This is a genomic window from Psychrobacter aquaticus CMS 56 (genome assembly GCF_000471625.1).
In the GTDB taxonomy this organism is placed as follows: Bacteria; Pseudomonadota; Gammaproteobacteria; order Pseudomonadales; family Moraxellaceae; genus Psychrobacter; species Psychrobacter aquaticus.
In genome coordinates, this window is record NZ_AUSW01000011.1 from 203,860 (window position 1) to 225,135 (window position 21,276).

A 21,276-nucleotide genomic window follows, 5' to 3' on the forward strand; every position below is an offset into this window, starting at 1 on the left:
ATTACTCTTCATATTATACCAATCCCAAAAATTAGAGCAGCAAGAAAAACGAGTGCAATTACTACGTATTTGTAGGCTAAGCAAGTTTGACGCGGCCAATCATATTTTTTGGGTTTGGTGCTACTTCACTTTTTGCTTAAATCACTTAAGTGCATCTTACAAGGCGCTAATTTTATAACATTTAAGTATCCTATAAAGCAAAGCTACAATATCTTTTTTAGCACGTTAGCAAAACGTTGCCCTGCACTTTGGAAAACGCCAGTTACTCGATTCTTTTGAACCGCTTCCGGTTCGCTTTTTTCACTACGGCGGAACTGCTCGCTTTGACTATACAATAAGGTGCCAAAAGCCGTTTGATACGCGCGGTCATTCACCTGAATATTCAGCTGCTTAAATGATTCGTCATTATCGAAATGATTGTAAGCGCTGATTGCCGGGTGCGTATTGGTTAATACTACTGGCATTTTTAACAGTTTTTTAGCAAAAGGTATCATTCCTTTGATCACACTACCGCCACCAGTCAGTACGATACCTTTATCGATATAGCCTATCAAGCCAGCTTCATGCAATTGACGAGCAACCTCAGTGAATATCTGAACGTAACGCGCTTCAATGATGCGTGCTAAATTATAAACACCAACATTAATCTCATCATTTGACCCTTGTGGCTTAAAAATGAAGAATGAGCTTGGGTCAACACTATTAACATCGACCGTACCATGAGTCTTTTTGAGTTTTTCCGCTTCGATCATTGAGATACCAAAGTCAGCTGAGATATCCATCGTTACTTCATGGCTGCCCGTTGCAATGCAATGCGTAAATATCAGTTTGTTTTCTTTATAAACACAGATACTGGTGGTACTAGCGCCGATATCTACCAAACAAACACCTTGTTGGCGCTCATCACTCATCAAACTATATTCAGCACTAGTCACTGCGTCAAACACGATATGATCAATACCAACATCACAACTTTGTAATAATTTTTGGATATTCTGACGGCTAGAAACGGGCATCATCATCAAGTGATACATCACAGTGATATTATGCGCCATCATCTCAATCGCATCATCTACCATGACATCTTGCTCATCAACATAAATACCTTGCTGACAGCAATGCATCAAATAGTAATCTGATGATAGGTCGCGTGACTTGGCGTTGGTCAAAGCCTCTACCATGTCCTTGGCGCGTACAACCTCATCTTCTACCCGTACGTCACCTGCACTGTTTTTGCTAGACAACTCAGGCGTGGCAAGCGTAAGCCACACACTATGAACACGGCAATTAGCAGTATCTTCTGCTTCTTGAATGGCTTGTTTGATTGCGCCTTGTAGACGTTCACGATGTTTTATTCGACCTTGATAAAAGTCACTATTTTTAACTTGCCCCACGCCCAAAATACGAATGTCTTTTGCAGAGACAACATTGCCAATAACGGCATAAACCGCGGTGGCACTTAGATGGACAACAACCAGATTTTCAGTATTTTTCATGGTACCAGACAAATTATTGCTAAACAGGAAAACAAGTGATGTTCCCATTAGATCATTAAAAAAAGCGCTATCAATACGCTATGATGTTGTATATTCAGTGTTACATGCTCTTAAAACTACTCAAGCTAAAACGTTAAAAGTTATTAGTTTTCGCTTGCTACTATCTGTTGTGACTCATCAATCTCTGACTGGCTTACATTCCAAGCAATCGTGAAGCCGTTCTTGTAACGCAAATCTACTGACTGTATCTCATCACGGCGCGTGCTTAACTGATTACTGAGCAGCTGGCTTAAATTCAGCAGTTTTTGCGCGGTGTTTTCATTATCGACGATAACGCGCAATCCATTATCAAAACGTATCAGCCATGTCATTCTTGGCGACAAAATAATGTCTTCTACTTGTATACCAAGTGGTACATACCAGTCATTGACTTGCTGCATTTGCTGCATGATAACGGGCGCTTGCGTTATCTCACCTTGCAAGGTAGCAAAGCGCTCTTGTGTCAAATCACTATTATCGGCAGGGACAAAAACCGCCCCTTTTGCATCAACCAAACGCTCTGTACCAAAATTAGCCACTGCTTGCTTGGGCAGTGCTGTCACCACGATACCGCGTTGCCAGTCACGAGAAACACTAACCTGATCGACCCACGCCAGACCAGTACTAATATCTCTTAATGCTTGCAAATCAGAGGTAAAGAAACTGCTCACTTTTTGCTGACTCATCGCCTGTTGCAATGAGCGATATTGAGGGGCTGTCAAACCTTGACTGCTGACATAGATTGCGGCTGGAGGCGCGTCACGTAACGCTTTACCGCCCATTATCAATATTAGCACTAGCAATCCTAACACCAACGCCATAAAAAAATATTTGACCGACGTTGAAAATTGGAATTTAGAGTTTGGGCGACGGGTTTTATCACTCATCAAGTCAGTTACCTCGTTGACAGTTTGAGCCATAACGACCTTTTTCCCTATATTTGCATAAAACTGAGCATGCTATTTATTGATATAACTCTGCATATTTTTTGCAGAGGCCTATTAAGTTGATATGTTATCAAAGTCTGTCGCTAAAACGGTTTATATGATGCTTTTACTCTCATTTAAACGTAACATTTTTCTCAATTTATGAATAACTTACAAGCTATAGTTATTAAAAACATAAATATCACCAAAACAGACCAGCAATTACAATATTAACGTATTTTATAGTCAAACAATAGCTTAACCCTTCTTGATGACAATGAATTTACACAAGTTTACATGACGCTGTGCTATAGCAGCTCTAGCGATACATTGAGTTGTTTTCGCTAGATATCATGGGCGGCTATAGATGACATTAAGCATCATTATTCACAAAATTGATTATTCATGTATTTGGATCACAGATCGATAAAAACATGTTAATCATATGATTACTGTTACAGACCCTATTTAAAGGTGGCTGCCTAAACTTAACTACTTAAACAGTTGCACTTAAAGCCGTATCGATAAGCTACAACGTCTGCGCTAAGATGTGCCAGCACAACGTATCGAAATCCATACCTCGAGCCTTGGCAGCCATTGGAACCAAGCTATGACTGGTCATACCTGGTACGGTATTGATTTCAAGCAACCAAAAATTGCCCGCTTCATCTTGCATGGCATCGATGCGTCCCCAGCCTTTTGCATCGACGGCACGAAATGCAGCAAGGCTCAGCTCCTGCAAATGCTTTTCATCAGCACCACTCAATCCACAAGGGATGTAATAACTGGTATCGTTACGATTATACTTTGCCTCAAAATCATAGAAATTTGTGATGTCAGCAGGTTCGAGACGAATAACGGGATAAGCTTCGTCGTCGATAATAACAATCGTAAATTCACGACCCGTTATCCAACGCTCGGCCATCACTGCATCGCCGCACTCCACAGCAGTTGCATAAGCAGCAGGAAGCTCATCGAGATTATTTACTTTTGTCATGCCGATACTTGAGCCTTCATGAACGGGCTTGATGATAAGTGGCAGTCCTAGCATATTGACCACTTGTTGCCAGTCCGTATCGGCTGTTAGCAATGAAAACGGGGCCGTTGCTAAGCCGCAACCTTGCCATAGCTGTTTGGTACGCACTTTATCCATGCCAAGCGCTGATGCCAAAATACCTGAACCCGTCTGTGGAATATGAAACCATTGCAGTACGCCTTGTAGCAAACCATCTTCGCCGCCGCGACCATGCAGTACATTAAAGACGCGATCATAAGTCCGTAGCTCAGTAATGTCTTGGTGCTTAGGGTCGAAATGAGTGGCATCGACGCCTTGGTTTTGTAACGCTTGCAGCACTGCCGCACCACTATCTAACGACACGCTGCGCTCATTACTGGTACCGCCATAGACGACGGCAACTTTGCCAAACTGTCCAGCATCTTTTACCTTGCTGTCGGTATTGTCTAATGTTGCGTCATTGGCTTTGTTAGTTTCCATATTATCAATCGCTTTATTAGCATTACCTGTGTTTTCTTGAGTGTTATTCGTCGTCATGAGGACAGCTCCTAAAATTTTTTAGCTTTTGAGGTAAAGGTTATTTGCCGCCAAATCGACAGCAATTTGCCCCACATTCCCAGCACCTTGGGTGATAAGCATGTCGTTGGCTTTTAATAAACGCTGCATAACAGGAGCCAAGTTGTTTTTGTCAATAATCGTCGGCTCAATTTCGCCGCGCAAACGAATACTACGTGCTAATGACTTGGTATCAGCACCTATAATCGGACTTTCTCCTGCTGAATATACCTCTAATAGCATTAGCTCATCAACACTTGAGAGCACTTCGACAAAATCATCATAACAATCACGCGTACGACTGTATCGATGTGGCTGAAATAACATAACTAAGCGACGATCAGGAAAGCTTTGGCGAGCGGCTTTGATGGTGGCATCAACTTCTTTTGGATGATGACCATAATCATCAATCAATAATACATTGCCATCATCAATATCGACCGATGCATGTTGTTCAAAGCGACGGCCGACTCCTTCAAACTTCTGTAAGGCACGTTTAATCGCTTCATCATCTACGCCCTCATCGGTCGCCATAGTAATAGCAGCAAGCGCATTGTAGACATTGTGAGTACCAGGGATATTCAGGGTTAAACGTAATGGCTCATGGTCACGGCGTAATACCGTAAAGTGCGTTTTAGTACCTTCCGTCACCAAGTCGATCGCTTGTACATCATTGAACGGCTCAAGACCAAAAGTGAGTACTGGTCGGCCAATATCATCAATCATCGCATATAGTTCTGGATCATCACCACATACCACTGCTAAGCCATAAAACGGCATATTGTGTAGAAACTGAATATAAGCAGCTTTTAATTTATCAAAGCTGTTGCCATAAGTTTCCATATGATCTTGATCGATGTTGGTTACAATCGCTGCCATCGGACGTAATGATAAGAAAGATGCATCAGACTCATCGGCTTCTGCCACCAAAAAACGGCTACTACCTAACGCCGCATTTTTACCAGAGGCATTTAGCTTGCCACCAATCACGTAGGTAGGATCGAGCTGCCCTTCTGCCATCATCGTGGTGAGTAAACTGGTCGTTGTAGTCTTGCCATGAGCACCAGCAACGGCAATGCCATGACGATAGCGCATCAACTCACCGAGCATATCGGCACGGCGTACCACTGGTAAACGCGCTTCTAATGCCGCTTTTACTTCAGGATTATTACGATCAATCGCTGAAGATACAATGATGACATCGGCATTGGCGATATTTTTGGAATCATGACCGATTGAGATTTTAATGCCAATTTGCTGAAGACGCTTAGTCACTAGGCTTTCAGCGATATCAGAACCGCTGACTTGATAGCCTTGATTGTTCATTACTTCTGCGATACCGCACATGCCCGAGCCGCCAATACCGATAAAATGCAAATGTTGAATACGGCGCATTTCTGGTATTTCAATCAAACGCTTGGGTAGAGCTTTCGCAGAGGTAGACATAAGGGTTTCTCTTTAATAAAGGCTAGTAAAATATAGTGAATCAAAATAATGGATTATGAAAATAGTCAGTGATAAAAGCAGTCGGTCACAAAAACATGGGCTATATATAATTCTATAAGGTTTTCCAAATAAGTTCAGCCACTTGCTTACTGGCATTACGATTGGCAAGAGCATGACCCTTTTTTGCCATTGCTAAACAAGTACGGCGATCAAGTACAGTAAGCTCACTACTTAGGCGCTGCGGTGTTAGCTCAGACTGCGGCAATAATATCGCCGCATCGTGCGAGGTTAACGTACGGGCATTGGCAGTTTGGTGGTCATCAACGGCATGCGGCAGCGGTACAAAAATCGCGGCAATACCGACGTTTTGAATTTCTGTAACGGTCAATGCGCCCGCGCGGCACACAATGACATCTGCCCAATTATAAGCCGCGGCCATATCATCAATAAATGGCTGTACAGTAAACTGATGCGCACTTAAGTCCTCGCTATCATAGGCCGCTTGTGTCGCGGTCTCGTTATTGCGTCCACATTGATGACGAACTTCAAAAGGACGTTCTATTAGTGCCAACGCCTTGGGTACGGTGTCGTTTAGCACTTGCGCACCAAGTGAACCGCCCACTACCAATAATTTAAGGGGCGAGGTGTCACTAATATCATAGCGTACAGTCGGTTCATCAACACCCGTAATCGCATTGCGCACGGGATTGCCCACGGTTTCAAGCTTTGCATCAAGCTCACTATTTGCAAACGTATGCTCAAAAGCTTGCATAACCTTGGTTGCAATCTTTGACAGATAGCGATTGCTCATGCCAGCAATGGCATTTTGTTCATGAATAATCAGCGGTGTTTTGGTCAAACGTGCAGCAATACCGCCAGGCGCAGTCACATAGCCGCCAAAGCCAACGACTACATCAATCTGATTGTTACGAATGATTTTTGTCGCAGCCATTGTCGCTGATAATAAAGTCACTGGCATTTTTAGAAAGCGCCCTATACCTTTACCACGAAGACCTTGCATATCAATTGCATGAAGCGTATAGCCAGTCGGTTCGACCAAGCCGTTTTCAATACCATTTGGTGTGCCCAGCCAATGGATAACCGCGCCGCGCTGGGTCAACTCCTCGCTAACTGCCAACGCCGGAAACACATGCCCACCTGTACCAGCAGCCATCATTAATATATGCGGTGTTTTCATGAACCTTTGCCTATCTTTTCTTGATTTATATGAAGGACTTATTATCCATAACTATCCCAGTCATCAACGAATAAGCAGCCTATAAAAGACCGCATAGTATAGTGTAAATCGTGGGCTGATATATAGCACTTTATGCATCATCAATAACAAAAACCCAAGCCGTTAGCAATCTGAGCTTGGCTTTGATAAATAATGACTTTGTCCTTGCCGCTTTGCTCAAATCACTAATTTATTTTCGATGGCGATGATAAAATCTGTCGCAATATCTGTACCGCACTGGTCATCAATCTCGCGCACACAAGTCGGACTAGTAACATTGATTTCAGTAATTCGACCACCGATTAAGTCCAAACCGACAAACATCAGACCTTTTTCTTTTACAATTGGCGCCACGACTTCTGCCACTTGGCGTTCGATATCAGTCAAAGGCATGGCAACACCGCTACCACCAGCGGCTAAATTACCACGCGTCTCGCCTTTGCTTGGAATACGAGCCAAACTATAATCAACCACCACACCATCGACGATTAATACACGCTTATCCCCTTCCTTAATCTCTGGTAAATAACGCTGTGCCATGATCGGTAAGGTTTCAAGCTCTGTTAACATCTCAAGCGTCACACCGATATTAGGACTATCAGCTGTCAAACGAAAAATACCCGTACCGCCCATACCATCCAATGGCTTGACGATGACATCTTGTTGCTCAGTGATGAACTGACGAATGTGCGCTTGCTTGCTGGTCACAATCGTTGGGCTCATATAATCACTAAACCAAGTGGCAAATAATTTCTCATTACAGTCTCTAATCGCTTGTGGATCATTGACCACGAGTACTCCTGCCGCTTTGGCATGATCAAGCATATATGTAGCATAAATGAAACGCATGTCAAACGGTGGGTCTTTACGCATCAAAATCACATCATAGTCGCTGACCAAACCTGTTGACTTATCGCCCAGTGTATAAAAATCTTGCGGGTCGCGCTTGACGGTTACAGGCTGCGTATCAACCATCAGCTCGCCACGATTCAACCACAAATCATGAATCTGACAGTAACCCAGACTATGACCACGATCTTGAGCGGCCCACATCATCGCCAAGCTGGTGTCTTTTTTATAATTAACTCGCTCGATTGGGTCCATGATAACAAGTATGTTTAGAGATTTTTTTTGGTTTTCTTGGCTCATAGTAAGACTCACTTACGTTATATTATAAATAGACAGATAAAGGCATTTCACCAAAATCATACGCCGTACTGCTCACGATAATGCTGCATTTTTGCCAATTGGGTAGCGTCTTTATGCTGGCTATTGTCGTCTGCCAAATAACGGATCAAGTCATCGATATCGACAAGCGCACGCACTGGCACTTGTAATGTCGCAGCCAGCTCTTGAATAGCCGAATGCTCAGCCTGACCTTTTTCTTTGCGATCAAGCGCCACGATAATACCAGCGACGCTTGCGCCTGCTTGCTCTAAAATCTCGACCACTTCACGCATAGCAGTGCCTGCTGTAATCACATCATCCAGTACCCAGACGGCTTTGCCACTGACATTAGCACCGACTAAATTGCCACCTTCACCATGGGTTTTGGCTTCTTTACGATTGTAACCCCACTTGGCATTGATACCATGATGCAGCCATAATGCTTGCGCCGTTGCTGCCACAAACGGAATACCCTTGTAGGCTGCACCAAAAATGACCAACTCTTGCTCATTAGTGCCATTTGCATTGTGCATTTGCTCAGTACTTATTTGTTCAGCCAATGCATCCGCATAACCACGTGCCAATAACGACAACATCTCACCTGTAGCAAGCAGACCTGCATTAAAAAAGTACGGACTGATACGGCCAGACTTGAGTACAAATTCACCAAACTTCAGCACTTGATTGTCTAGAGCCAGCTGAATAAAAGCATGAGAGGAAAAATCTGGGTGTTGAGGGTGTTGAATGTTAGGCATTATGGCGTTCCTATTAGCAAAAAGAAGGGCAAAAAATTTGCATTATTGTACGCATTACTGATCAGCTTGACCAACCATTGATGTCATAATCTTGCATATTAGGATATCGAGTCAACAAGCCACTACGTGATGACATATTAAAATAGCAGTGTCCATCCGCACTGACTTGTATGTCCCAGCCTAAATGATAAGCAGCAACAATAACGTGTCCTGCAAAAATGCGTATTTGACGATAGGCATGACGCTGCGAGGGCTCAAGGGTAATTTGGCTAAGCACATAACTGCGTATGTATTGGCAGAGTTGTGCTGCGCTATAACGGTCATTGATACTTTTACGCGTACTACATTGTTTTAAGGCATGAACTGCAGCACTACAAGCCATAATATCCGTGGCCAAACTGCCCTCACCTGTCTCAAACACTTGCGGCTGTAGAATGACTTGCCAATCATCAGCATAAAGACTATTGAGCAATTCATCTGGATTATAACGCTTGGTCAGCACCCGTAAAGAGACAGACGTACCCTTAGTATGCTTATCTGTAACTTCAACCATCTCAGTTGGCGAATCGTTCAGTGTAAAACCATATCGGTGCAATTTTGGATACGCCCGAATCGCCTGCTGTATGTCCGACATATCCAACAACGTCATGTCATGTAATGGCGATAATAATGGCTGCTCACTGTGATTTTGGTAAAAACCAGCTGGCAAGTCAATAAGCTGCGCCGCTTCTAACAATGATAAATGTTCAGATAACGCCTCTGACGCAATCAGTGCCCACTTCGATAAACTGTCTTTATTAGGCGCATGAAAACGCACTGAATGACCATAAAGCCGGCGCAATTGACCTTCTAGTCGCCGTGTCGGTTCTGGAATATCAGTCAAAGGTCTAGATGGATCTACTGGCGATCTATTCGGATCAAAATTAGGATGTACAATCGCAGGATGCTTGTTATCAGGTGAAATAGACGATGGCTCAGCACTACTTTCTGCACGCTTACAGCCCTCTGCAATAAAGTCAGCATGAGGCACGCGATTGTCAGAAGTAGAAGGCTGAGTCATGAAGTCTCTCTAAAAATAAAGTTTAAAACGAAGTAAACCGAACGCTGATACTAGGCCAAATTTAGGCTTACTCTAGACCTAGTTTAAGCTTGATGGTGCAAAATATCACGGTAGCCTACTTGCCAATCAGGATAATCCAGCCAAGCTAATGGAATGTTGCTGTGTAAGCGTTTTCCTGTGACGGCTGTTTTTGTATCATCAATAGCAGGAGGCATTTCATCCACCTGTTTGCTGAGCCAAGTGGTCAGCTCAAAAGTCGTGACTGGCATATAGTCAGTGGCCAGATAAATAGGTCTTGGTGCATCGCACGTCAATACATTGGCAATAATATTGACCAAATCACGATCCATAATACGATTGCTCCAATGCTCTGCTGCCACTGGCTCTTTTTGTGACTCTTTGGCTTTACGCAAACGCATGAGGCGCGCGCGTCCATAAATACCGCTGGGACGAATGATAATCGCTTTGTCCCCAAAACCTTGTTGTAATACTTTTTCTGCTTGCAAGATAACTTTTGACGCTTCACGCTCAGGCATCATAGGTACCGTATTTTCATCAATCCATTCGCCATTATCTTGCCCATAAACGCCCGTTGACGAAATAAAAACAATGCGCTCAAGTTCAGTAAGTTTATCGGAAAATTGTGCTAGGTGCTGATTGATGGCCAAATAACTGTTGTGATAACCACTGGTAGAATATTCATCAGGCGTCACAATAATCGCAATATGAGTAAAGCCTTGCAATTGCTCAGCACTGAGCGTCAGCGCATCGGCTTGCATAAATGTTGCTTTATCATCCAAAGCATACTGATGACGCTCACCGCGTGCCAGCCCAGTGACGTCTAAACCATTTTGTGCAAGCTTATTGGTCACTGGCAAACCGATGTCGCCTTGGCCAATAATCAAAAGTTTCTGAGTGCTCATACTACATCCTTATCTTTGCCAAATGCCTATAGTCAAATCAACATAGAAGAGTATCAGCGAAACTGGGATAAATTTTTTGCAGCCCCTGTCTGCACAGGCACAGCAAGCAAGAAAAATTTGTCCCAGTCTCGCGTCATAATATCGTGTATCGACTTTATTTAGTATCGACTATAAAAGCCAAACGTCTAAAAATATCGTCTATATGATAGTTGAACATCGTCATTGGCAGCGACGCGATCTTGCCAGTCATAGTTGGCATTGATACGTAACGCTTGCTTTTTATCAATATCGTACTGTAAACCTAAAGTCGATATCGGCTGCCAGTAATGACTACGAACATCGGATTCATCACTGTTGCCATGATACCAATATGGCAATTGCAATTCAGCTTGCGCGCGTAACTGATTGTTAATCTGATAACGACAACCTGCATTTATGCCTGTACCCACGCGAAAACCCTTATTAAGACCTCGCCCACCTTGCGCGGTGCCTGATAAAAAGGTATAGCATAGCTGCGGTGGCATTTCACCTGTATTTGCTCTCGGTGTACCAAATGCCCATGACCAACCTGTCTCATAACCCACACTACCCACTAAATGATCTGTCCCATCTTCTTGTGAGCCATCGTTGATACGTGTCGCCTCTATCGTTGCGCCCCACGTTTTGCCTTTTTTGGCAGAGTTAATGGGATTAAAAGAGCGGCCACGAATCAAGGTTACGTTTTGCAAGACCACGCTTTTTGATTGGGAATCACGATTGCTTAATGAATTGTCATCTTGGTCATATAGACGCAAGGTTGCAGCAGCACCTTCTAAGTCAAAAAACTGTGGAAACCCTGATGGATGATCGAGGGTATCATGGTAGCCTGCTCTCACACCAATATCGATATAATTATTATCCCCGCGTTGACCAAAACCCATATAACCAAGCTGCAATGGGTGTCTGTCTATTGGGTTGTTATCCGATACCGCAATGAGACGCGGTAATAATGTCTGCTTATTATCTGACATACTTGACACTGGATTGAGCTGCGCCGATTTAATCTCATTGACAGTTTGTTTTGCACTATTGTGATAGCCTAATTGGTCACGCTGGTGCTTAACCTCATTAAGCTGTGCTTGACGTAACGTGCTGTCGGCAGGCGTATAATTGGTGCTGCCCAGTAGATTCTCATTCTTTAATAACTGTACAACATCTGATGGAATGACCGCATGAGGCAATTGACTCAATAAATGTTGCTGCGGTCGTACCACATCAATGAGACGTAAAATCTCAGACGCACAATTATCGGTAGCGAAATAATACGGCAGCTCCAAATCTTTGGTTTCCCAAACATGTCTTATGATTTGTTGCACCTCGCTTGGAGTCAAATTCAACTGATATGTCCACGCATCACGTTCGTCATCTTGTATATATTTGGCAAATCTTTCAGGATAAGGATCTATTTCGATGATACTGTCATAGCCGCCGATCATAGATTTGACCGCATACACTGGAAAACTATCTGCTGGATTCCCGCCCACCGTATAATTGAGCGCATAAGCATGATGGACTTGGTTCGGATCAGCCGCACTTGCTTTTGAATCAATACGCAATAAAGTATGAGCGAAAGCTGAAGTAGGATTGTCTAAATATTCTTGTGCAAACATGATAGACAGCTGCTCGGGGGCAAGCTTCTGCATCCACGCATCAAGCTCAGGGCAATCAGCCGATAGGCTCGTACCATCAATGGTTAACACATTTTTTAACCACGCTACTCGTGCTGGAAAACGACATAAAACGGAGCGATTGGCTTGGGTGTTAGCTTGGTTATTATTAGTAGAAGACAGTGTCAATTCTTGTGCAAGCGCTACCAACATGGCATCTAATTCTGCGCCTGAATCTTGTCGACCACGCTCGCTTAAAAAGAAGCTTGGGTCATCAATCAAACTCTGCGTTTTCTTTTTAGCAAAAGCGCTATTTTGACCCTCATAAAAATACAATAAGCGTCGCCATGTTGTATGCTGTGCCAGATTTTCTGCTTTTACCTGTTTGCGCCAGTCGGCTAATAATTGTTCCGCCTTGCTACTGTGTCCAGCTGAAACATTTTGCACACTTTGAGCATCTTGTTGAGTACTATTATGTGGCGCAGTATGTTGTGACGTAGATGCTAATTCTTCTGTCGTCACGACCGATAGCAGTGTCGGCAAAAAAGCCTGCGCTTGAGTAGAGAGTAGCAGTCCTGCCATAGCAAAAGGTAAACGTGTTCGCTGACCAATTGCCGTTAAGGTACAACTTACAGATAGAGAAATAGGTTTTATAGCCATGGGGTAAAACCTCGCACATTATGATTCACACGCTGCTTGCGCAATTAAGGTCTGGTTAGTAATGTCTGCTAAATGGCTAACTTAAATACATTATTAATATAAGTACACTAAAAATATCTTTGAGATTGACCATTTTAACCGATATATCATGCTTATCATTGTATCCAAATCTATCAAATAAAGGCGTCAGCTTTGTATTTGTTCACTACCTATAAAAAGAGAATTTTATGTCCAAAGCATCACCAATGACCATTAGCGCTGGTCGATTATCAGCAGCTACTTGGCTTGCCTCACCGAACCACAATAAAAGACCGGCAGATACGAGCATTGACACCATCATCATTCATAATATCAGCTTGCCACCCAATGAGTTTGGCACGTGCGATGCCAATGGTATGCACTATGTTAAGGCTTTATTTACCAATCAATTAGACTGGAATGCTCACCCTTATTTTCAAACCATTCAAGGGGCAGAAGTGTCAGCGCATTTATTCATCGAGCGTGATGGGGCAATAACTCAGTTTGTAAGCTTTGACCAGCGGGCATGGCATGCGGGCAGATCCAGCTACTTGGGTCGAACTGAATGTAACGATTATAGCATTGGCATCGAACTTGAAGGGTCAGATTTTGTGTCCTTTAATGACGTGCAATATGAAACGCTCGCCCAAGTTATCACTGCTATCTACAGGGCTTATCCTAAAACGCGACGACATCTAACAGGCCATAGTGATATTGCACCAGGGCGCAAAACTGACCCCGGCGATTATTTTGAATGGACAAAGTTACGCGAGCTGGTCGCCGACAACTTGAACACGTAGCGCCTGCTATCAATGCTCAGCATTTCCCACATTCAATCCATTTATCTCAGTCATGAAAGTGCTATAATTCGTCAGTTTTTTGACACCAGCAAATCAGCACACAACCATTAGTAAATAAATTAGCATAATAGGTTCTCATGGCAAAAAGTCGGTTATTTCGTTCAACCATGGTGGTCAGTAGCATGACCATGCTATCTCGTATCTTAGGTCTAGTACGCGATATCATATTATTAGGTGTTTTTGGCGCTGGTGGTCTGATGGATGCCTTTTTGGTCGCCTTTAAGATACCCAATTTTTTGCGGCGTTTGTTTGCAGAAGGCGCATTTAGCCAAGCCTTCGTTCCAGTCTTATCGGAATATAAAGAAAAATACAGCTTACAGCAGGTACAGATTTTAGTCAGTCGTACGTCAGGCGCGCTGCTACTGGTGCTGTCTATGCTCACAGTAGTAGTCATGTTAATCGCGCCTTGGGTGGTGACATTATTCGCGCCAGGATTTGCCGATCAACCCAATAAGTTTGCCATCACCACAGAGTTGCTACGCCTGACCTTTCCTTATTTATTGTTCATTTCTATGACGGCGTTTGCGAGCGGTATCTTACAAAGCTATGGCCGTTTTGCCGCACCCGCCTTTGCGCCCGTACTATTGAACCTATGTATGATTGGTGGCGCATTGATTTTCGCTCCGATGTTCGATACGCCCATCATGGCACTCGGCTATGCCGTGGCTATCGCTGGTCTGCTACAGTTTTTGATACAATTGCCGCAGCTGTGGCAACAAAAACTGCTCGTTGCACCCAAAATTGATTTTCAGCATGAAGGTGTCCGCCGAATTTTAAAACTCATGCTTCCTGCGATTTTTGGAGTTTCTGTCACCCAAATCAATTTATTATTAAATACGATTTTTGCGTCATTAATGATTGGCGGCTCAGTTTCTTGGTTGTATGCTGCTGAGCGCATGAGCGAGTTACCACTAGGTTTGATTGGCGTAGCAATCGGTACGGTCATTTTACCAAGTTTGTCAAAGAGCGAAGCCCAAAAAGACGATGTGAGTTTTAAAAAGACCATTGATTGGGCAGCGCGCTTAATTATTTTGGTTGGCGTGCCAGCATCAGCCGCCCTATTTATATTGGCAGATGTACTCATGCAAGCGCTGTTTTTGCGTGGCGAATTTACCTTGCGCGATGCACAAATGAGCTCACTTGCGTTGCGTAGTATGGCTGGTGGTATATTAGGATTTATGCTGATAAAAATCTTTGCACCTGCCTTTTTTGCGCGTCAAGATACCAGAACACCCGTAAAAATTGGTATCATCTCCGTTTTTGCCAACATGGTTTTTAGTGTTATTTTTATTGGTGTATTTTACTTTTTAGACATACCTCTGCACGGTGGTTTAGCATTGGCAACTACTGGAGCGGCCTTTGTGAACGCAGGTCTGTTATATTATTTCTTACATAAGCGTGACATCTTCCGTTTCGGTAGCCACTGGAAAAAGCTGTTTGCCCAGTTTGCCGTCTCTACCAGTGCCATGGTTGGTGTGCTTTATGTCATGTTACCCTACTTCCCCACCGATGATACCCAATGGCGACGTGTAGCGGCGTTGCTTATTATGTGTGCAGCCGGTGCGCTGGTTTATGGTGTGGTGCTACTAGCAACAGGCTTCCGTCCTCGTCAGCTAAAACATGGCTAAATTAGGGTAAATGAGTCAATTAGAGTATTAACTTACGAAACCAAAACAAGCGTAGTGTGAGAATTGACAGTCAATAATGCTGATAGTTGCCATAATTGAGCGTTAATGACTAACTGAAATTTAAGGTTTAACATGATAGCCAAGCATATGACAACTAAGTCTATAACGAATAAGCGTATAACAACTAAGCCGCTTACATGGCAACGCTTACCTATGATCTTTGCTACTGGTGTCTTAAGCACTGGCCTACTATTAAGTGGTTGTAGCAATAATGATGTGGATACGGCGGATACTGAAAATGCAGCTGCTGTAGAAAATTCGGACGAGAATGCATCTACTCAAACAGCAGCAGTTGATACCAATAATTCTACGGCGGATGCGCAAACAATCGCTAACGCTAAAGATGAAACCACGACGGCTAACAATGCTATCAATCCAGCGGCTACTCCCGATAAACAACCAAGTCTCGTCACCAATCCGACTCAAGCGGGCACTCCTGAAGACACTGTAAAGCAAGCATTAGATAGCTTGTATTACGGCGATGTAAAAAAAGCGGCCGGATACTACAAAGTAGATATGGCAAACTTCGAGCAAGAACTTGCCAAAACTCAGTCTGCTTTTCAACAAACCGTTGACGGTGTCACTATCACTGATACTACTTACAATGATGATAAAACCCGTGCCACTATCATAGGTGAGCTAATGCTGAAAGGTCAAACTGAGCCTGCCCCATTGACTTATGAGCTACAAAAAATAGCCGGTCAATGGAAAATATTGGGTTAAGACGCCGCGCCGTCTTCATTTAGCGCGTCATGATCGATTGTTGCTTTATCTGATGCCACGGCTTTGCCAAGCATGACAACATCGGCGATAAAGCCTTCCATATCACAAACTTTTGGCATATATCCCCACTGCTCAAAGCCAAGCTTGCGAAATAAACCCAAGCTTGGTTGATTATGGGCAAAAATAAGCGCAACAATATTATGAATTCCGAGACTTGGCGCTTGCGTCAACATCCAGCGTGTCAGTAAGCTGCCAAGCCCTCGACCATGATACCCTTTATATAGATAAATACTGATTTCAGTGCTGATATGGTAAGCCGTACGCGCATACAGATCACTAAAGCTGCCCCACGCTACTATCGGCAATGTCTCTACCAAATTATTACTTTCAGTGTCATTTATCAACGCTCTCACAATATAAATTGGGCGTGTTGGACTTTTTAGATGCTCATCGAACCAGTCTAAACGCTCTTCACAAGTTACTGGCGCAAGATTGGCGGTTGCTTGTTTTCCTGCAATACTTTGATTATAAATAGCCAATATTTCGGCTAAGTCATTTTTACTTGCCCGTTGTACAATAAACTGATCGTTGAGCTTATCTATTGATAATATAGATGGTGTAGCGTTTAAGGCAATATTGGACATGGAGCCTCCATAATTCGTTAAATGACTAGAGCGTGTTTGATCATCCTATTAATTACTAACCCTATCTCTTGGTATTGGTATTATATGATGGACAGACTATAGGATGTTAGTATGGTCATTTTACTTTATAATGGCTGGTTTTAGACACATCGATTCTTAGCATGGTTGTGTTTTTTCTTTTTATTTGGTCTTATCATAGCTGAAAATTTATGAACACCTATTTTCTTGAGCAACTGATGGCGTCGCCAAGCGCTTTGCCGACAAATACGAGCCAAGTAGATCTAGCGCCCTGTGTGCTTACTATTGGCAATTTTGATGGCGTGCATCTTGGTCATCAAGCCATGTTAGATCAAGTCCGTGACATTGCCCACGCGCAAAATCTTGGCTCTGCAGTCATGATATTTGAGCCGCAACCACGCGAGTTCTTTGCGCCTGCTACTGCGCCCGCGCGCCTAACCAATCTTGCAGAAAAGCAAGCGTTGCTAGCAGAGCACGGCGTAGAGACCTTGATTGTGGCGGGATTTGATACTGACTTTCGCTCGTTATCTGCCCAAGCATTTGCCGATATTTTGGCAATGCGCTTAAACGTTAAAGCATTGGTATTGGGTGACGACTTTCGCTTCGGTCATGACCGTACGGGTGACAGTCAGTTTTTGCGTGATTATGGTCTGCATGTGACCAATCTGCATACCATCACAGATGATAGCGATAAAGCGGCGCGTATCAGCTCAACACGCATTCGCGATTTATTGTTGGCGGGTGATATCGATGCTGCTAATACGTTACTTGGACGAGATTATGCCATAACAGGAATGGTCATGGGGGGTGACAAAATTGGTCGTACTATGGACTTTCCCACTGCCAATATTGGTCTACAGCGCATCAAGCCGGCCCTGCATGGTATCTTTGCTGTAGATGTGGTCAGTCTAGATGGTGAGGGACAAGTGATTCCTAATGGCTTGGTCGCACTAGCGGACAATGGGCAAACAGGTATTGCAGGGCTACGTCAAAATAGCTTATTTGGTACGGCTAATATCGGTACTAGACCTTCTGTTGATAAAACGCATGACTGGCGCCTAGAAGTACACTTTCCAGAGTTGCAAGCTGACTTATACGGTTTAACTTTACAGGTACGATTTTTGCATTACTTGCATGGCGAACGACGTTATGATGGCCTAGAAGCACTTAAAGCGGGTATTCATCAAGATGTAACAGATCTGCTTGAATGGCGAGCAAAACAAAAGTAGTGTTAAAAGATATCCCTGACTTTTATGCAAATATATCGCATTAAAAAACCCACAAACATTACTGTTGTGGGTTTTTTAATGCGAATTTTGGCGACGCTGATTTTATCGGTGCTTAAGCATCTGGATGTAGACGGACGTTTAGCTCATCGATAACTTCTACCCAAGCCGCATCTTTATTCCACTCTTCTTGTAAAAAAGCGCGTTGGTTGTCATTCCAAATATGTGCCTCTGTCAGCTTTTCTTCTTTTGCTAATTGGTTATTTTCGACAAAGTCATCAATCGCTTCATCAGAACTGTCCAGTCCCAATTGTGCAAATAATTCATTCATATTATATTCAGGTTCACCCAACATATTTTTTCTCCTTAAGAGGGTACAGGTTTAATTGTACTTATTATTTAGACTACCGTATTTATTGTAGCAAGCTTTGCTGAAAAAGCTGTTAACCAACGTTAATGTAAGGTTATCAATTGTGTTAACCGCTAAAAAATTTCACAGACATAAAAAAGCCCTCAAACAAGAGGGCATTTTATACATAATAAGATTAAGAAATAGCACTAAATTTTAGCAGTCTGGCTGATTATGGTAGTAAATGCGCTACTGCATCACGCTCTTCGCTAAGCTCTTGCTCAGTGGCGGCCATTTTCTCTTTTGAGAAATCTGATGATACATCGACGCCGTCTACGATAGACCAGTCGCCATTGCTACAAGTGCAAGGGAATGAGTAAATTAATCCTTTGGCAATACCGTATTCGCCGTTTGAGTAAACGCCCATTGAGACCCAATCATTCTCATCAGTACCTAATGCCCACGTACGCATGTGTGCAATGGCAGCGTTGGCAGCAGATGCAGCAGATGAAGCACCGCGAGCTTTAATGATTGCCGCACCGCGCTGTTGTACTTCTGGAATATACGTATTTTCGTACCAGTCACGATCTACCAAATCTAGCGCAGGTTTGCCGTTTACCGTGCAAGCCGTTAGATCTGGATACTGAGTTGATGAATGGTTACCCCAGATGATCATTTTCTTCACGTCATTTACTGTGCTGTCAGTTTTGCCAGCCAACTGCGCCATGGCGCGGTTGTGATCCAAGCGAGTCATCGCAGTAAAGTTACGTGGATCAAGATCTGGTGCATTACGCTGAGCGATAAGCGCGTTAGTGTTGGCAGGGTTACCCACAACCAATACTTTTACATCGCGGCTAGCAACTTCGTTCAATGCTTTGCCTTGCGCTGAAAAAATCGCTGCGTTGGCTTCTAGCAAATCTTTACGTTCCATACCTGGGCCACGAGGACGGGCACCAACCAGTAGAGCATAATCAACATCTTTGAACGCGACAGTCGCATCATCAGTTTGGACGATACCGGCCAACAATGGGAATGCGCAGTCTTCTAGTTCCATAACCACACCCTTTAGGGCGTCAAGAGCTGGCGTAATTTCAAGTAACTGCAAAATAACTGGCTGATCTTTACCTAGCATCTCGCCAGATGCAATACGAAATAGCATTGCGTAGCTGATATTACCAGCGGCACCAGTGACAGCAACACGTAAAGGCTGTTTCATTGACATTGAATACTCCCTAATTGATTATTATATAAGTCACGACTATCGTTTTAGATATCGAGTGGTTTTTTGCTCAACAGCAACCATAAACCGAGGGTTAGTGTAGCACCTCATCCTATTGACCGTCTAGACGCAGGAAGACACCCATTAATGATTATATTGTTACATTTTATACGAGACAAAATTTGAGTCTATCAAAGACTTGGGCGTGTTTGATATTCACAAATAGGCACTGCTGATCGCTAAAACGGTTCCAGACAAGGCGCAAGTCGATGATAATGTTAATACCTTAGCAAGACTTGCAACACCGTATGGGGCAGTTTTAGCATCAGCCCCAATAATAAAAACAGGGGACAGGACTCTTTTTTGCCGCTTCATTGATAAAAATAGACGTATAGAATGACTATACTTACTATTTTTATCTTCGAATCGCCTAAAAAATAGTCCCTGTCAGTGCCATGGTTGAATTATCAAACATGCCCTTATAAAAGAGCATTTAAAAAACCTATCTACCACCCGAAATGATGAATTTGCTGCCGCAATTGTCCACAACCGTAGCACAAGTACCAAATTCGCTGCCCTCATAGCAAACATGAATATCCGTCAACGTCGATTGGCGACGATTTCCCGCTTGGCAAATCAAATCAACACTACTCGATGACATACCACTATTGAGGCGTGTCATTTGACTGATAAAACGTGATTTAGAAACCGTATAACTATTGCCCGTGTTTAACTCAGACGGTAGTTTTAACGCGCCCGCATAGTTAGTGATTTGGCGAAAATAGCTACTGGCACTGAGTGGACTACAGACACCATAACGTTGCCATACTTGGCTACGCACCGTTGTATCTGGCATGACACGGTTGACGACTTTTAGTTGCAGGGGCGTCAACCGTGGCTCGCTACCACGTCCACAGCGCTCCCCATATCCCATGTCCAATCCTGATACGGTCAATGAATAACCTTCTAGACATTGACGCATGCGTGAGCGCGTCGGTTGTAGGTTACACAATGCTGGCGTCATTTCGATCATCAGCACGCGTTGTCCAGTTTTGGCCGCGCTAGCAGCCTGTGCCGGCATTAGCATCACGCCTTGCAATAACAATAACGCACCAATACCCATCGTCGTATTTATTTTGCCAACAAATGTATTATTGCTCAAACTTTCACGACATAAAGCTAAGTATGTCACTGATTTAATTTTTGAATGCGTTTTTGATGGACTTAGAATAACTGACGAGCGCATCTGATTAGATGACGGATGCCTAATTTTCGATAACACGGACAGATTGAGATATTTTTTTATCATAAGGGCTGAAGGCATCTAGCAATGATAAGACATGGACTATCGCTTAGATTGTTGTGTCTAAATTATAAGCACACTTAAAACTAAGAATAGGGCTAACAAAAAAACAAGTAACCATTTATAAGCATAAATTAAATATAAGCATAAATTAAAGGCACTAATTAACGCAATGGTAGCAAAACGCTTTTTTTAATCTATAGCAGAAACGTAAAGATCAAGTAATAGCTGCAAGAATGATGCCATTTTTAATCAAACAGTGAAAATCAGCACATAAAAATAAACCATTAACGATTGCTCGCT

The 21,276-nt window shown here is 43.3% G+C and carries 18 protein-coding genes; 4 read left to right on the plus strand and 14 right to left on the minus strand.

The genetic code is table 11. The annotated features are described in order from the left end of the window. Positions 1-203: 203 nt before the first annotated feature. The 10 genes from ftsA to M917_RS02230 all read right to left on the minus strand — a co-directional run bounded on the left by ftsA (position 204) and on the right by M917_RS02230 (position 12,925). The gene (ftsA, locus tag M917_RS02185; RefSeq protein ID WP_021813116.1) at positions 204-1,496 is read right to left on the minus strand and encodes a cell division protein FtsA; all 1,293 of its coding nucleotides are present in this window, start codon (positions 1,494-1,496) and stop codon (positions 204-206) included. Positions 1,497-1,639: 143 nt separating this feature from the next. Further along, positions 1,640-2,455, minus strand: coding sequence for a cell division protein FtsQ/DivIB (locus tag M917_RS02190; RefSeq protein WP_021813117.1), 816 nt, complete (start codon positions 2,453-2,455; stop codon positions 1,640-1,642). A gap of 535 nt (positions 2,456-2,990) precedes the next feature. After that, positions 2,991-3,956 carry a D-alanine--D-alanine ligase gene (locus M917_RS02195; RefSeq protein ID WP_051354206.1) on the minus strand — a complete coding sequence of 322 codons (966 nt, stop codon included), beginning with the start codon at positions 3,954-3,956 and terminating at the stop codon, positions 2,991-2,993. 78 nt (positions 3,957-4,034) lie between these two features. Then, positions 4,035-5,477, minus strand: a complete 1,443-nt coding sequence (murC, locus tag M917_RS02200; RefSeq protein WP_021813119.1) for a UDP-N-acetylmuramate--L-alanine ligase — start codon at positions 5,475-5,477, stop codon at positions 4,035-4,037. A gap of 112 nt (positions 5,478-5,589) precedes the next feature. Further along, entirely contained in the window at positions 5,590-6,675 is a 1,086-nt protein-coding gene (gene murG, locus M917_RS02205; RefSeq protein WP_021813120.1) for an undecaprenyldiphospho-muramoylpentapeptide beta-N-acetylglucosaminyltransferase, read from the minus strand. 216 nt (positions 6,676-6,891) lie between these two features. Continuing rightward, the gene (gshB, locus tag M917_RS02210; protein ID WP_021813121.1) at positions 6,892-7,863 is read right to left on the minus strand and encodes a glutathione synthase; all 972 of its coding nucleotides are present in this window, start codon (positions 7,861-7,863) and stop codon (positions 6,892-6,894) included. Positions 7,864-7,919: 56 nt separating this feature from the next. After that, positions 7,920-8,636, minus strand: coding sequence for an orotate phosphoribosyltransferase (pyrE, locus tag M917_RS02215; RefSeq protein ID WP_021813122.1), 717 nt, complete (start codon positions 8,634-8,636; stop codon positions 7,920-7,922). A gap of 61 nt (positions 8,637-8,697) precedes the next feature. Continuing rightward, complete coding sequence (locus M917_RS02220; protein WP_021813123.1) at positions 8,698-9,696, minus strand: hypothetical protein; 999 nt, start codon at positions 9,694-9,696, stop codon at positions 8,698-8,700. Between the two features lie 83 nt (positions 9,697-9,779). Continuing rightward, complete coding sequence (locus M917_RS02225; RefSeq protein WP_021813124.1) at positions 9,780-10,619, minus strand: SDR family oxidoreductase; 840 nt, start codon at positions 10,617-10,619, stop codon at positions 9,780-9,782. A gap of 185 nt (positions 10,620-10,804) precedes the next feature. Beyond that, entirely contained in the window at positions 10,805-12,925 is a 2,121-nt protein-coding gene (locus M917_RS02230) for an Lnb N-terminal periplasmic domain-containing protein (protein WP_021813125.1), read from the minus strand. 227 nt (positions 12,926-13,152) lie between these two features. On the opposite strand from M917_RS02230, the gene ampD reads away from it, so the two are divergent. From ampD to M917_RS02245, 3 genes are all read left to right on the plus strand, one after another. Further along, complete coding sequence (ampD, locus tag M917_RS02235) at positions 13,153-13,743, plus strand: 1,6-anhydro-N-acetylmuramyl-L-alanine amidase AmpD (protein WP_021813126.1); 591 nt, start codon at positions 13,153-13,155, stop codon at positions 13,741-13,743. A gap of 137 nt (positions 13,744-13,880) precedes the next feature. Next, the gene (gene murJ, locus M917_RS02240; RefSeq protein WP_040641650.1) at positions 13,881-15,431 is read left to right on the plus strand and encodes a murein biosynthesis integral membrane protein MurJ; all 1,551 of its coding nucleotides are present in this window, start codon (positions 13,881-13,883) and stop codon (positions 15,429-15,431) included. Between the two features lie 132 nt (positions 15,432-15,563). Then, positions 15,564-16,214, plus strand: coding sequence for a hypothetical protein (locus tag M917_RS02245; RefSeq protein ID WP_227500804.1), 651 nt, complete (start codon positions 15,564-15,566; stop codon positions 16,212-16,214). On the opposite strand, the gene M917_RS02250 is transcribed toward M917_RS02245, so the two are convergent. Continuing rightward, a complete protein-coding gene (locus tag M917_RS02250; protein ID WP_021813129.1) occupies positions 16,211-16,858 on the minus strand; it encodes a GNAT family N-acetyltransferase in 648 nt (215 codons plus the stop codon). The two genes, M917_RS02245 and M917_RS02250, sit on opposite strands and share 4 nt — an antisense overlap. A 236-nt stretch (positions 16,859-17,094) precedes the next feature. Here M917_RS02250 and ribF point away from each other — a divergent pair, with 236 nt between their 5' ends. Beyond that, complete coding sequence (ribF, locus tag M917_RS02255; RefSeq protein ID WP_227500809.1) at positions 17,095-18,105, plus strand: riboflavin biosynthesis protein RibF; 1,011 nt, start codon at positions 17,095-17,097, stop codon at positions 18,103-18,105. Positions 18,106-18,217: 112 nt separating this feature from the next. On the opposite strand, the gene M917_RS02260 is transcribed toward ribF, so the two are convergent. The 3 genes from M917_RS02260 to M917_RS02270 all read right to left on the minus strand — a co-directional run bounded on the left by M917_RS02260 (position 18,218) and on the right by M917_RS02270 (position 20,832). After that, positions 18,218-18,457 (minus strand): DUF2789 domain-containing protein, encoded by a 240-nt coding sequence (locus M917_RS02260; protein WP_021813131.1) that lies wholly within the window; start codon positions 18,455-18,457, stop codon positions 18,218-18,220. Positions 18,458-18,683: 226 nt separating this feature from the next. Further along, positions 18,684-19,673: a malate dehydrogenase gene (locus M917_RS02265; RefSeq protein ID WP_021813132.1), complete on the minus strand. Its 990-nt coding sequence runs from the start codon at positions 19,671-19,673 to the stop codon at positions 18,684-18,686. Positions 19,674-20,172: 499 nt separating this feature from the next. Then, positions 20,173-20,832, minus strand: a complete 660-nt coding sequence (locus tag M917_RS02270; RefSeq protein WP_227500805.1) for a T2 family ribonuclease — start codon at positions 20,830-20,832, stop codon at positions 20,173-20,175. Positions 20,833-21,276: the final 444 nt, after the last annotated feature.

Bases quoted from the DNA above. Each gene is read 5' to 3' on its own strand.
- ftsA (WP_021813116.1), bottom strand. From the start codon at position 1,496: ATGAAAAATACTGAAAATCTGGTTGTTGTCCATCTAAGTGCCACCGCG.
- M917_RS02190 (WP_021813117.1), bottom strand. From the start codon at position 2,455: ATGGCTCAAACTGTCAACGAGGTAACTGACTTGATGAGTGATAAAACC.
- M917_RS02195 (WP_051354206.1), bottom strand. From the start codon at position 3,956: ATGGAAACTAACAAAGCCAATGACGCAACATTAGACAATACCGACAGC.
- murC (WP_021813119.1), bottom strand. From the start codon at position 5,477: ATGTCTACCTCTGCGAAAGCTCTACCCAAGCGTTTGATTGAAATACCA.
- murG (WP_021813120.1), bottom strand. From the start codon at position 6,675: ATGAAAACACCGCATATATTAATGATGGCTGCTGGTACAGGTGGGCAT.
- gshB (WP_021813121.1), bottom strand. From the start codon at position 7,863: ATGAGCCAAGAAAACCAAAAAAAATCTCTAAACATACTTGTTATCATG.
- pyrE (WP_021813122.1), bottom strand. From the start codon at position 8,636: ATGCCTAACATTCAACACCCTCAACACCCAGATTTTTCCTCTCATGCT.
- M917_RS02220 (WP_021813123.1), bottom strand. From the start codon at position 9,696: ATGACTCAGCCTTCTACTTCTGACAATCGCGTGCCTCATGCTGACTTT.
- M917_RS02225 (WP_021813124.1), bottom strand. From the start codon at position 10,619: ATGAGCACTCAGAAACTTTTGATTATTGGCCAAGGCGACATCGGTTTG.
- M917_RS02230 (WP_021813125.1), bottom strand. From the start codon at position 12,925: ATGGCTATAAAACCTATTTCTCTATCTGTAAGTTGTACCTTAACGGCA.
- ampD (WP_021813126.1), top strand. From the start codon at position 13,153: ATGTCCAAAGCATCACCAATGACCATTAGCGCTGGTCGATTATCAGCA.
- murJ (WP_040641650.1), top strand. From the start codon at position 13,881: ATGGCAAAAAGTCGGTTATTTCGTTCAACCATGGTGGTCAGTAGCATG.
- M917_RS02245 (WP_227500804.1), top strand. From the start codon at position 15,564: ATGATAGCCAAGCATATGACAACTAAGTCTATAACGAATAAGCGTATA.
- M917_RS02250 (WP_021813129.1), bottom strand. From the start codon at position 16,858: ATGTCCAATATTGCCTTAAACGCTACACCATCTATATTATCAATAGAT.
- ribF (WP_227500809.1), top strand. From the start codon at position 17,095: ATGGCGTCGCCAAGCGCTTTGCCGACAAATACGAGCCAAGTAGATCTA.
- M917_RS02260 (WP_021813131.1), bottom strand. From the start codon at position 18,457: ATGTTGGGTGAACCTGAATATAATATGAATGAATTATTTGCACAATTG.
- M917_RS02265 (WP_021813132.1), bottom strand. From the start codon at position 19,673: ATGTCAATGAAACAGCCTTTACGTGTTGCTGTCACTGGTGCCGCTGGT.